Below are 12,761 nucleotides of genomic sequence, written 5' to 3' on the forward strand. Positions count from 1 at the left end.
TTGAAAGTTTATTAGATAATTATGCTTCTTTTAAAATCTCTGTTGTTTGGTTCCAGACGGCCTTGTTAATCAATGGGGCAGTGTAGTTTTTCATGGAGGGAAACGGCAACGTTTCGACAGATCGGTGAAAAAGTATAGTTTTTTGTTGCTTGGCTAAATTTTCAAGGCCTATAACGCTCGCCTATAATGGGGACAAAGAGGAGAGAGGAGAGGGAGCAGTATGAACCTGCATGGATTTTGGAGCGATGTCAGGAAGTATAAAACCCTGCTACTGATGCTCACGCCAGGCGTACTTTTTATTTTTCTGTTCGCGTACGTGCCTATGGCGGGAATCGTATTGGCGTTCAAGCAATTCAACTTTGACGGCGGTGTATTCGGGAGCCCCTGGAATGGTCTCGATAATTTCCGGTTTCTTTTCGAGTCAGGTGACGCCTGGCGCGTAACACGCAACACCGCGCTTTACAATATCGCGTTCATTGTCGTGAACAACGTAGTGCAAATCTTTGCCGCGATCCTGCTGTTCGAGGTGGGGGGGAAGTGGTTTCGAAAGTTGACTCAAACGGTGTTTTTCCTGCCTTACTTCATCTCGTGGGTTGTCGTCGGCGCCATTGCATTCAACTTATTTAGCTACGACTTCGGGTTTATTAACGCGATGTTGACGAAGCTGGGCATGGAGCCGATCGACATTTACAATACCCCCGCGTATTGGCCGTTCATTCTGGTCATCGTATCCACATGGAAGGCGTTCGGTTACGGGACGATCATGTATCTGGCTACCATCACGAGCATCGATACCGAGATGTACGAGGCGGCGGAAATCGATGGAGCCAACGTATTCCAGAGAATCCTTAAAATTACTGTTCCAAACCTGTATCCAACAATGATTATCCTGGTGTTGCTGGCGATCGGCAATATTTTTCGTGGGGATTTCGGGATGTTCTACAACATGATCGGCAACAACGGTCTCTTATTCTCAAATACGGATGTCATCGATACGTTTGTCTTCCGCCTGCTGATGAGCTCAAATGAGATCGGCATGTCGGCCGCAGCGGGCTTCTACCAATCGTTGCTTGGCTTCGTGACCATCATGATTGCCAACTACGCGGTTCGCAAATACGATAAAGACCGTGCATTATTCTAAGAGAAGGAGGGAATGCCCATGTCTACGATAAATACGAGCCCAGTCGCCCAAGCGGTAGGCAGAAAACGCGTGTCTGCCGATCGTGTATTGCTCAATATTATCGGCTACGTCTCGCTTACTATTCTGGCTTTATTCTGCATCTTGCCTTTTATTTTGATCGTGTCCTCCTCGTTGACAGAGGAGAAGAGCATTATTGAGAATGGCTTTCAGTTGTTCCCGACGGTCTTCTCGATCGAAGCGTATAGTATTCTGTTCAAATATCCCTCACAGATGATCCAGGCTTACGCCGTCACGATCGGGGTGACCGCCATCGGGACGCTGGTCGGGCTGTTTTTGACCGCAATGACGGCCTATGTTCTGGCTAGGAAGGATTTCAAATGGCGAGGAACCTTCTCGTTCTACTTCTTCTTTACGACACTGTTCAACGGTGGGCTTGTCCCCTGGTATTTGCTCGTCGTTGAATACTTGCACCTAAAGGATACTTTTCTGGTATTGATTCTTCCCTTATTGATGAATGTGTTCTACATCATTGTCATGAAGACGTTCATGGGCAATATCCCGGAAGCGATTACAGAATCCGCTAAAATCGACGGAGCGGGCGATTTCAGGATCTTTATCGAGCTGATCATCCCTTTGTCGAAGCCGGCACTGGCGACCATAGGATTGTTCATCGCGCTTGGTTACTGGAACGATTGGTATAACCCGCTGCTCTTTATCTCGCAAGAGAATTTGATGCCGCTGCAGTACTATCTTTATCGCATGCTTGGGAATATGGACGGCATGCGCAAGGCGATGATGGAATCGGGGGCGGTTGTCAATTTAAATATCCCGACCGAAAGCTTGAAGATGGCGATGACGATTGTAGCGACAGGACCCATCCTAATCGCGTATCCGTTCATTCAGCGCTTTTTCGTCAAAGGCTTGACTGTCGGTTCAGTGAAAGGATGATCTCAGGGCAACTTGGTTATCGATAGCATGTCCGTTCACACCAACGCCATTATCTGAATTAGGGGGAGTATGGATCATGAAACATAAGAAGAGGAATGCCATGTTGCTTCTTGTCATCGTGTTGTTGCTTAGTACGCTAATTAGCGCATGCGGTGGAAAAAATGGAAATTCAGGGGAGGGGAACGGTACAGACGGCGCGAACGACGGCACGGTTAAACTGAAAATGCTGCTGCTGGGCGCCAAGCCGGCGGATTACGACGAAGTGTTCGGTGAGGTGAACAAACTGCTGAAGAAGAAGATCAACACGACAGTCGATGTCGAATTCCTCGACTGGTCCGATTGGTCGCAGAAATATCCACTCAGGTTCGCAGCGAAAGATGATTTCGACTTGGTGTACACGGCGAACTGGGCATTCTATTCCAATCAGGCGCTAAATGGTGGCTTCTACGAACTGACCGACGAACTGCTGAAGTCCTATGCACCTATGACATGGAAAGCAATGCCGAAGCTATCTTGGGACCAGGCGAAGATTAAGGGCAAGCTGTACATGGTGCCGAACAACAACCAAGAAATTATGGACAAAGTTCTGCTGATTCGTGAGGACTTACGCAAGAAGTACAATCTTGAGCCAGTCACCAGTCCCGAGACGTTTGCCGCCTACGCGAAGACGATTTCGAAGAACGAAAAAGGGATGAGCGGCTTCGCCGCAGCGGCGGGCGGCGGGTATAAATGGAACGAGCTGGATAATGTACTACTCGAGCAGTATAACGAGTGGAAACTCGTAGATCCGAACATCCCGTTCGCTTATAAGCTCGACGATGCAACAGGCAAAGTTTTTAACGTTTATGATACGCCGGAATTCAAAAAATTGCTCATTTATTATAAAGACTTGGCCGATAACGGTGGTTGGTCCAAGAACGTTGTCAACAGCAAGAATGACGTTTGGCAGGAAATGAAGGCTGGCAAGGCCGCATCGTACAAACGCAATCTCGGATCTGTGGGCTTCGATTTGGCCGAGGCTCGTCGTGCGCTTCCTGATGCCGACATGGCTATCGCCGATCTCACCCCGAATCAGAAGAAGACGGCTTCCATCTCAACGCAGAATGGCATGGCGGTTCATGCAACGACCAAGCATGTAGAGCGTTCCCTAATGGTGATCGACCTATTGCAGAACGACAAGCAAATTCATGATTTAACGATGTACGGCATCGCAGGCAAGCACTACGAGCCGGTCGGCGACGACAAGTTTAAACCAGGCGCGAGCCAAGCGAATTTCACCGGTTTCTCCTACTGGGGGTGGAATTCGGCACTCAATCGGACGGATGCTTCCTACCCTCAGGAAGCGACGAATATGGAAGCTGACTGGAAGAAGAAAGTTTATCACTATCCGCTTGAGACGTTCGTGTTCGACGACCAGAAGGTAAAGAATGAAATAGCTAGCATCGGAAACGTGATGTTACGATACGGCGTCCCGTTAGAGTACGGCCTGATTCCGGATTTGGAGAAGGGTCAAGCCGATCTAATCAAGCAACTTAAAGTTGCGGGTATCGACAAAGTACAGGCGGAACTGCAAAGCCAAATTGACGCCTTCTTGGCAGGGAAATAACGTAAAGAGGGAGTCACTCCCTCTTTCTTTTTCAACGAAAGTCGAAAGGGATAGATATCTCGTTTGTGGACGAAATCGAAGCGGCAGGAGGTACGTTTTGCGAAGACTGGGTGCAGGACGACATGCTGCGATTAAAGAGGAGCGTGTGAGTTGCTCAGGTTGCGAATTTGGAACTACCCGAATCGGCGGATTCTGAAATCCAAGTGGACGATCCAGTTGGCATGGAACGGGATGTGATCCATAGAGGTTTGTGAAAGCGCTTCAATCCAGATGTATTGATGCAAATAAAACAAGGAGGTAGTACAATGATAAATAGAATAATTGCTATGATTCTTACATTTGCAATGATTATATCCATGACAGCCTTTATCTTACCGATAAAGGTAAGCGCTTCATCTATCCCTGACTCGTTCGCCAAAGGCGCAGATATCAGCTGGCTGCCACAATTAGAGGCCTTGGGTTATAAATTCTATAATGATAATGGGGAAGAGCAAGATCTTCTTCAGATTTTAAAGGATCACGGAATTGATTCCATAAGAATACGGGCTTTTGTTGATCCGTCTGATGATCCTTCCAATGGTCATTGCAGTACAGAAGAAGTAGTTGCATTAGCATCTCGTGTAAGCGCCTTCGGATTTAGGGTTATGATTGATTTACACTACAGTGATACTTGGGCTGACCCGGGAAAACAGATAACACCTAAAGCATGGGCCAACGATAATTTAGATCAATTAAAAGTACATGTATTGGAATACACTTCTGAGGTGATGAATGCTCTAAAAGTAGCAGGCGTAACACCAGAGTGGGTACAAATCGGGAATGAAATTAATAATGGAATGATGCATCCCTTGGGGGAGTATAGCAATACGTCCAACCTCGTTCAACTGATCCAAGCCGGATCGAGCGCAGCCAAAGCGGTTTTTCCTGGGATTAAGGTTATCATCCATAGAGCAAGCGGAGCAGAAAATGGCGTTGAACCGTTTTATGCCGGTCTGGTTGCAGCCGGTCTTAAAGATAGCGATTATGATATCATTGGCTTATCTTATTATCCGGATTCGGTTTTTACTTCCTCAATTCATGAATTAACTGAAAACATGAATAAACTCGCAGAAAAATATAGGAAGGAAGTCATGATTGTTGAAGTCGGGGGGGAAGTTGCCAAGGATGCTGATAGTGTTTATAACATGCTTGTAAATGTTCAAAATAAATTACATGCAGCTCCGAACGATTTGGGAACGGGTGTATTTTATTGGGCACCTGAGGGGAATTATTTTGGGTATCCTAAATCTGCATGGGACCCGGACGGTACGCCCTCATTGGCATTAGATGCATTTATTGACGGTGCTGTTGAAAATAATCGGTATCCTGTGCAATCTTTAGCTCTGGATAAGCACACCGAAACGATTGAAGTAGGTGCTACTAGTAAGCTAAATGCTATCATCAATCCTGCTAATGCAACCTATAAAGGAATTACTTTTACGAGCTCAAATCCTGATATCGTAAAGGTACATCCTTATAATGGGACTATTTCCGGACTTTCTGTTGGGACAGCAACCATATCGGTGGTTTCATATGATGGGGGTTTTACTGACTCTTCCAAAGTTACTGTGGTGCCAAGCACAAGTATGATTCAAAATCCTGGCTTTGAGATTGGATTAAAACCGTGGAAGGTTACTGGGGATACAGACGCGGTTAGTACAGATAGTGACGTACACTCCGGCACATTAGCATTACACTATTGGAGACCAACATCCACAGAATTCAAAGTTTCCCAAACTATCACAGGGATTAAAAATGGCACCTATCAATTATCTGCTTGGGTCTATGGCGGAGGAGAAGAAGAGATATCTGAGATTTTTGCTGGAGGTAAAAGGAAGAGTTTTACAAATACCGGACAATGGTCTAATCCAACAATAGATAACGTTGTAGTTACAGATGGAACTCTGACTATTGGCGCCCATCTAAAATTCCCCGGCGGGCAATGGGGAAACATTGACGACTTCAAACTTATTAAGAAAGCCGATGCTGTAAAGTAACAAGATCTTTGGATCTAAGCTAAAGACATCGAAATTAAGTTATTGGAAAAACGGGTCCCCATTCCTTGGAATGGGGACCCGTTTCTTTCGTTTTGACTCATACTATTCGAAAGAGACTTTTTACGAGCAAGAGGCACAAGATTTGAATAGCTGCATGTGTGAGCGAGACCCCGGTTGAATCATGAACGGGGTTCTCTGTTTTTTGCTATGAGGGAAAACACATGGTTCGACAGATCGGTGAAAAAGTATGGGTTATTGTTGCTAGGCTAAATTCTCGAGACCCATTACGCTATCCTATAATGGATATATAGCGGAGAGAGGAGAGGGAGAGGGAGAGCATGAACCTGCACAGATTTGGAGTGAGGAAGAATGAAACCCTGCTTCTAATGCTCACGCTGAGCCTATCTTGATCGGGTATCAGATGTTTCTGCTGGGTTTTCCGTCGATATCATCCTGCCGCATTTCAATCATGCTGGATGAGTTACCGAATACAATAAAATCGTATCGACGGCAGAGGCTTACGACATGGCGCTAGCTCACCGCAGTCACTCCGTACCGATCGCTTTGACTGCTTGCCAGCAAGTAAGTAGATCAATAGGCATTCATTATAACAAAGCAAGTATCGATTACAAGGACGAAGCGTGGACGAGTGGTGAGCGTAAAGGACGAAAGGGCGTGGATGATTATGGTTAAGATCGAGACGTATTGGGAGGACTTGGGTATAAGGCAAATCAATCGCGAGGAATCCAGGGCGTATTTTATTCCATATGGGGATACGCGGCGGGCGATGGAGGGGAAGCGAGGGCGATCTCCCTTTTACCAAACGTTGAATGGCAGCTGGAAATTCCGCTATCATGCCAGTGTACAGGGGGTTGAAAACGGGTTTTATGAGGAAAGGGCGGATGTCGGTGGATGGGACGATCTTCTTGTACCTTCCTGCTGGCAAGTGAACGGATACGACCAGCTGCATTATACGAACATCCACTATCCTTTTCCGTATAATCCGCCGTATGTGCCGGACGACAATCCGGCGGGGGTCTATGTCAGGGACTTCAATGTGCCGGTTAGCTGGGAGAAGAAGAAGCCGTTCATCGTGTTCGAGGGCGTGAACTCATGTTTTTACCTATGGGTCAACGGCCGGTTTGTCGGCTACAGTCAAGGAAGCCGGATGCCGGCGGAGTTCGATCTGACGGGCGTCTTGCGAACGGGATCGAACCGGGTTACTGTCATGGTCTTAAAATGGTGTGATGGTTCGTATATAGAGGATCAGGACGTTTGGCGATTTTCGGGTATTTTCCGGGACGTCTATTTGCTCGCACGCGATTCACATTACATTCGGGATGTCTACAACAAGCAAGAGTTGGCGAGTGATTTCAGCTGGGCCGTGCTGCGCTGCGAAATCGAGGCGATTGGCCCTGTAGGCGTAAAAGCGGAACTACTTGACACGGACGGTAAGCAGGTCGGCTTCCAATCGGCGGCAATCGACGGGAAGGGTATGCTAGCGTTCCATGTCGAAGCCCCGGTGCTGTGGAACGCGGAGTGTCCTTATTTGTACCAGTTACTCGTATACTCCGGACAAGAAGTCCTCCGATTCCAGGTAGGCTTCCGCAAAATCGAAATCAAGGACGGTGTCTTTCGGATTAATGGACAGGCCGTTAAGCTAAAAGGGGTCAATCGGCATGACTCTCATCCCGAGCTGGGACAGACCATTCCCGTTCCCCACATGGTTCAAGACCTTGTCTTAATGAAGCGGTATAACATCAACACGATTCGGTCTTCACATTATCCCAACGACTCGAAATTTTTGGAGCTTTGCGACGAATACGGATTTTACGTCATCGACGAGGCGGACTTGGAATGCCATGGGGTGCTGCCCGCGACGGGAACCTACCATGCCTTGACGAAGAATCCAGCCTGGCGGGAAAGCTTTGTCGAACGCGCGGAACGGATGATCGAACGGGATAAAAACCACCCGTCCGTCATCATTTGGTCGATGGGGAATGAATCTGGTTTCGACGCAAATCATATCGCGATGGCGGAGTGGGCGAAAGTGCGCGATCCATCCCGTCCGATTCACTACGAAGGCGCCGCACCACGCCATCAAGGCAGCATCGAAACGAGGTGTTTGGACATGGATAGCCATATGTACGAATCGATCGAGTATATTGAGAATTATGCGAAGGACGAAACGGCTACGATGCCGCTCTTCTTATGCGAGTACAGCCATGCGATGGGCAATGGCCCCGGGGATTTGAAGGATTACTGGGACGTCATATATAAATATCCGAAGCTGATGGGCGGCTGCGTCTGGGAATGGTGCGATCACGGGATTTTGACGCGGACGGAGGACGGCACACCTTTCTTCGGCTACGGAGGCGACTTCGGGGATCGGCCAAATGACAGAAATTTCTGCATTGACGGACTCGTGTCGCCGGACCGCGTTCCGCATACCGGTCTGCTCGAGCTAAAGCAAGTCATCGCTCCAATTCGCGTGGAAGCAAAGGCGCTTGCGGCAGGAAAGCTCGATGTCACGAATCTATACGATTTCATCGACTTGTCCCACGTCATTTTCCATTGGAAGGTCGAGAAGGACGGACAAGTCGCGGGACAAGGCCTGCTCGAAGGACTGTCGACGCCGCCGCACGCAACGGAAACGATTACGATCCCGGTTTGCTGGCCTAAGGAGTCGGAGAGCCGTTATTTCCTGACGATCTCATACCGATTGAACCGCGAGACGTCATGGGGCGACTTGGGGCACGAAATTGCGTTTGAGCAATTTGAGCTACCCGTCATCCGAAAGAAAGTAGACGTCGTTGCCGTTGACCGGCCCGGCATCTTGGCGCGGGAAGAGGATGGGATGCTGACGATCAAAGGCTTTGATTTCGTCCATCACTTCGATTTATGCAAGGGAGCATTCACGGCGATTTCCCGGCACGGCGTGCCGCTTATCCAAGAACCCGTTGCCTTCTCCGTATGGCGTGCGCCAACCGATAACGACCGCTTTGTGAAAGAAAAGTGGCTTGAGGCCGGATTTGATCGGGCGGTCACGAAGGTGTATTGCGTGGATTGGAAGCAGGAGGAAGTCGGTTCGGTCACCATTCAAGTCTCCTTCTCATTGGGCGGCTATAGCGTACCGACCATTCTCTCAGGAAACGCCGAATGGACAGTGTTGGCGACGGGGGAAATCGCGCTATGTGTAAAAGCGAACGTGAAGAAGGACCTGTTGTATTTGCCTCGCTTCGGGCTTCAGCTCACGATGCCTGCCGGCATGGAGGAAGTAGAATACTTCGGACTCGGCCCGCACGAGAGCTATATGGACAAATGTCGAAGTGTAAAGAAAGGGCATTACCTGACGACAGTCGATGAGATGTTCGTTCCTTACATTAAACCGCAAGAAAACGGCTCACGATTCGGAACAGAATGGGTCACTGTATCCAATGCACTAGGCATGGGCCTTCGTTTCGAAGGGGATGAGGCCTTCTCGTTCAATGCGGGGCATTACGGCATGGACGATCTTGCGGCTGCGGGGCACCTCCATGAGCTTACTAAGCGTAAAGAAACGTTTATCCATCTTGATTACAAGATGAGTGGGATTGGATCGAACTCTTGCGGTCCGGAGCTGCTCCAGCCATATCGTCTGGATGAAAAGGAAATTGAATTTGGTTTGCGCATCATTCCGGTGTTTAAAGCAGATGAGTAGCTATGCTGCCAGCAGCACAAATACGATAAGTTCAAACGGATTCGTTTGATTCCAAGATTTAGCTGCATTTTTGCAGGTAAATGCTAGATTTTGTCCATAATACACCATTACACGAGGAGAGATAGACGCTATGAAGAACACGCAAGTATTCCCACCCGTAAGCGACAAGCTTCCCGTCATGATGCACGGTGCCGATTACAATCCAGATCAATGGCTTCGTTATCCGGAGGTGCTCGAGGAAGATATCCGTCTGATGAAACTTTCCGGCTGCAACGTCATGTCGATCGGCATATTCGCATGGGCCGCGCTCGAACCGACGGAAGGTACGTTTACCTTCGATTGGTTGGACCAACTGCTCGAGCGCTTCGAAGCGAACGGTATTTATGCTTGGCTGGCGACGCCTAGCGGCGCACGTCCGGCTTGGATGTCAGAAAAGTATCCGGAGGTTCGGCGGGTCGAAGCGAATCGCGTCCGCAACCTGCACGGCATGCGTCACAATCACTGCTATACATCACCGGTTTACCGCGAAAAGACTTCCATCATCAACCGGAAGCTGGCGGAGCGTTACGGCGACCATCCGGCGGTCGTAGGCTGGCATATTTCCAACGAATTCGGCGGCGATTGTCATTGCGACCATTGCCAAGACGCCTTCCGGGCGTGGTTGAAAAATAAATACGGCACGCTTGAGGCGTTAAACCATGCGTGGTGGTCGACGTTCTGGGCGCATACGTACCTCGATTGGGGGCAGATCGAATCACCTGCTCCGCACGGCGAATGCGCAGTACATGGCCAGAATCTCGACTGGCGCCGCTTTGTGACGGACCAAACGATCGATTTCTGCCGTTACGAGATCGAAGCGATACGGAAAGCAGGGTCAGCGTTGCCGGTCACGACCAACATGCATATGTTCGAGGGTTTGGACTACCATAAATTCGGAGATTTGCTCGACATCATTTCCTGGGACGCTTACCCGACGTGGCATGAGCATCATGACGACGCCGAACTGGGAGCATTCGTTGCGTTCTATCACGACCTGTTTCGTTCTATCAAGGGGCGGCCGTTCCTGCTGATGGAAAGCACGCCGAGCCTGACCAACTGGCAGCCAGTCAGCAAGCTAAAGCAGCCGGGCATGCACAAACTGTCCTCGTTGCAAGCCGTGGCGCACGGCTCGGATTCCGTCCAATACTTCCAATGGCGCAAAAGCCGCGGCTCCAGCGAGAAATTCCACGGCGCGGTCGTGGACCATGTCGGTCACGAGCATACGCGAGTCTTCCGAGATGTCACGGAGCTTAGCCAGACGCTGGCGGGATTGGTTGAGGTCGTTGGGACTTCGACGCCCGCGCAAGCGGCAATCCTGTTCGATTGGGATAACCGTTGGGCAATCAAGGATGCACAAGGGCCGCGCAACACGGGTCTCCATTACGAAGAGACTGTGTACGCTCAGCACCGCGCTTTATGGTCTCACGGCGTGCCAACCGACGTCATCGGCTCCGAGGACGACTTCGCGCCGTACAAGCTGATTGTCGCGCCCATGCTATATTTGTGCCGGGAGGAAACCGGGAAGAAGCTAGAACTTTTCGTCGAGAATGGGGGAACGCTGGTCGCAACGTACTGGTCTGGGATCGTCGACGAGCATGATCTTTGCCACCTCGGGGGTTTCCCGGGACCGCTACGCAACACGCTTGGTATTTGGGCGGAGGAGATCGAGGGTTTGTACGACGATGATCGCAACGGCGTCGTATTGGCGACAGATAATCCGCTCGGCCTGGCTGGAACATTTGAATCGCATGAACTTTGCGAGCTGATCCATCCGGAGGGTGCGGAAGTGCTTGGCGTCTACACGGACAGTTTCTATGCAGGCCGTCCCGCGCTGACGGTGAATCGACTGGGCAAAGGGCGCGCCTATTACATGGCGACCCGGCTCAAGGACGATTTTCTGGACGCATTCTATGGCCGATTGGCTGAAGAGGCTGGCCTGGAGCGGGTAATCGATACAAAGCTTCCTCATGGCGTTACGGCGCAGGCGCGGACGAACGGAACGGCCGACTTCGTGTTTATCCAGAATTTCGGAGGCACGCCGCAGCGCGTCGAATTGGACGGCCAGTCCTACACGGATATGGAAACAGGCGATGCCGCGGGCGATGCCGTCGAGCTCGGTGTAAACGGCATTCGCTTGTTGAAACGACAAGCGAAATCCTGGTACAACAAGTATGGAGCAAATGAACAAAATGGATGACAAATGTGCCTTGTCAGTAAAGATGATGCCTGCATAGGGTAAAAGAATACAGTAAGAAGCCCTGTACTCTATTAAGGTACAGGTACAGGGCTTCTTGGATTTCACATAGTCAATTACTGAGAATAAACGTGCCATAATCCCCCCGTTTTTCAAATGCGATCCAGGTAGATCACCATCTCCTTCATGTTCTGGGCGGCTGCTGTTGTCTTTTAGACTGAAAAATAAAGTGTTAGACTAGGTAAATATAGTTGTAGACTGAGAAAATAAAGTCTTAGACTGGTGTCGTTGATTTAACGCGGTTTTTGAATTGAAGAATCGTCAGCTTTTGAAAAATAAGTTTTAGACTAATCCATTAAAAGAAGCAGCGACGGAACAAGACTTGAAAAATAAAGTCTTAGACTGCCGATGTTGTCGTTCAACTAACGTATTTCGTTAGTTCAATCAATTCTGTTGCCATCGTATATGCTGGTGGTGAACCAGGTCTTCTACATTACTATATCGTCTTTCGTAAGTTTTTGGTACAGGGCTATCTTCTCGTTGGCAAGGGAAATCATGCACTCAAGTTCCTGCCGCTTGGATTCCAGTTCCACCAGATGCTTTTCAAGAATTTCTATCCGTATGTGTAAGGCAGGAGTAAAATTAGCAACTTCTTCCCCTTTTTGAATTTTATCCAGTACACATCCGTCACGAGTAAATTCCGTAATCTCCTCAAGCGACAATCCCAATTTTTTTAATCTAATTAAACATTGTATATATGAAACCTCACTTTCGGTATAAATGCGTGTCCTTCCATTTCTTCGATTTGGTTCCTGTAGCACTCCAATTTTTTCATAATAGCGAATCGTATAAGGAGTTAGCCCCGTTCTTTCTGATACTTGACTTATAGTAAGCATTGTTTTTTATGTCACTCCTTTTTTCTAAACCAAAATTTAAAACTATTATACATCTTTAAGTCAACTCGAAGTCGATATTTGCACCTCTAACTTCATTTCAAAAATTTGTGCTTGATTTCTAGTTGACTCTAACTTGTAAGCTAAAGTTGCTAATTGATATACATGAAACATAAAAAAACTAAAGATAAAAGGAAATGGTGT

At 48.6% G+C, this 12,761-nt stretch carries 8 protein-coding genes; 7 read left to right on the plus strand and 1 reads right to left on the minus strand.

All coding sequences use genetic code 11. From position 1 onward, the window contains the following. Positions 1–220 precede the first annotated feature (220 nt). The 7 genes from ACQ4MX_RS00740 to ACQ4MX_RS00770 all read left to right on the plus strand — a co-directional run bounded on the left by ACQ4MX_RS00740 (position 221) and on the right by ACQ4MX_RS00770 (position 11,667). Positions 221–1,141, plus strand: a complete 921-nt coding sequence (locus ACQ4MX_RS00740; protein WP_023988741.1) for an ABC transporter permease — start codon at positions 221–223, stop codon at positions 1,139–1,141. Between the two features lie 18 nt (positions 1,142–1,159). Continuing rightward, positions 1,160–2,089, plus strand: coding sequence for a carbohydrate ABC transporter permease (locus ACQ4MX_RS00745; protein WP_103048577.1), 930 nt, complete (start codon positions 1,160–1,162; stop codon positions 2,087–2,089). A gap of 76 nt (positions 2,090–2,165) precedes the next feature. Further along, positions 2,166–3,695: an ABC transporter substrate-binding protein gene (locus ACQ4MX_RS00750; RefSeq protein ID WP_431088782.1), complete on the plus strand. Its 1,530-nt coding sequence runs from the start codon at positions 2,166–2,168 to the stop codon at positions 3,693–3,695. Positions 3,696–4,000: 305 nt separating this feature from the next. Continuing rightward, the gene (locus tag ACQ4MX_RS00755) at positions 4,001–5,731 is read left to right on the plus strand and encodes a glycosyl hydrolase 53 family protein (RefSeq protein WP_431088783.1); all 1,731 of its coding nucleotides are present in this window, start codon (positions 4,001–4,003) and stop codon (positions 5,729–5,731) included. A 525-nt stretch (positions 5,732–6,256) separates the two neighbouring features. After that, complete coding sequence (locus ACQ4MX_RS00760; protein ID WP_431088784.1) at positions 6,257–6,424, plus strand: hypothetical protein; 168 nt, start codon at positions 6,257–6,259, stop codon at positions 6,422–6,424. Beyond that, a complete protein-coding gene (locus ACQ4MX_RS00765) occupies positions 6,411–9,431 on the plus strand; it encodes a glycoside hydrolase family 2 TIM barrel-domain containing protein (RefSeq protein WP_431088785.1) in 3,021 nt (1,006 codons plus the stop codon). Before ACQ4MX_RS00760 ends, ACQ4MX_RS00765 begins: the two co-directional genes overlap by 14 nt. A gap of 130 nt (positions 9,432–9,561) precedes the next feature. After that, entirely contained in the window at positions 9,562–11,667 is a 2,106-nt protein-coding gene (locus ACQ4MX_RS00770) for a beta-galactosidase (RefSeq protein WP_431088786.1), read from the plus strand. A gap of 485 nt (positions 11,668–12,152) precedes the next feature. Here ACQ4MX_RS00770 and ACQ4MX_RS00775 read toward each other — a convergent pair whose 3' ends face one another. Continuing rightward, complete coding sequence (locus ACQ4MX_RS00775) at positions 12,153–12,560, minus strand: MerR family transcriptional regulator (protein WP_023987566.1); 408 nt, start codon at positions 12,558–12,560, stop codon at positions 12,153–12,155. Positions 12,561–12,761 lie beyond the last annotated feature (201 nt).

Origin of the sequence: Paenibacillus sp. 8b26, from assembly GCF_050626875.1 — a bacterium.
In the GTDB taxonomy this organism is placed as follows: domain Bacteria; phylum Bacillota; class Bacilli; order Paenibacillales; family Paenibacillaceae; genus Paenibacillus.

Excerpts from the sequence above, each read along its gene's own strand:
- ACQ4MX_RS00740 (WP_023988741.1), top strand. The coding sequence starts at position 221 with ATGAACCTGCATGGATTTTGGAGCGATGTCAGGAAGTATAAAACCCTG.
- ACQ4MX_RS00745 (WP_103048577.1), top strand. The coding sequence starts at position 1,160 with ATGTCTACGATAAATACGAGCCCAGTCGCCCAAGCGGTAGGCAGAAAA.
- ACQ4MX_RS00750 (WP_431088782.1), top strand. The coding sequence starts at position 2,166 with ATGAAACATAAGAAGAGGAATGCCATGTTGCTTCTTGTCATCGTGTTG.
- ACQ4MX_RS00755 (WP_431088783.1), top strand. The coding sequence starts at position 4,001 with ATGATAAATAGAATAATTGCTATGATTCTTACATTTGCAATGATTATA.
- ACQ4MX_RS00760 (WP_431088784.1), top strand. The coding sequence starts at position 6,257 with ATGGCGCTAGCTCACCGCAGTCACTCCGTACCGATCGCTTTGACTGCT.
- ACQ4MX_RS00765 (WP_431088785.1), top strand. The coding sequence starts at position 6,411 with ATGATTATGGTTAAGATCGAGACGTATTGGGAGGACTTGGGTATAAGG.
- ACQ4MX_RS00770 (WP_431088786.1), top strand. The coding sequence starts at position 9,562 with ATGAAGAACACGCAAGTATTCCCACCCGTAAGCGACAAGCTTCCCGTC.
- ACQ4MX_RS00775 (WP_023987566.1), bottom strand. The coding sequence starts at position 12,560 with ATGCTTACTATAAGTCAAGTATCAGAAAGAACGGGGCTAACTCCTTAT.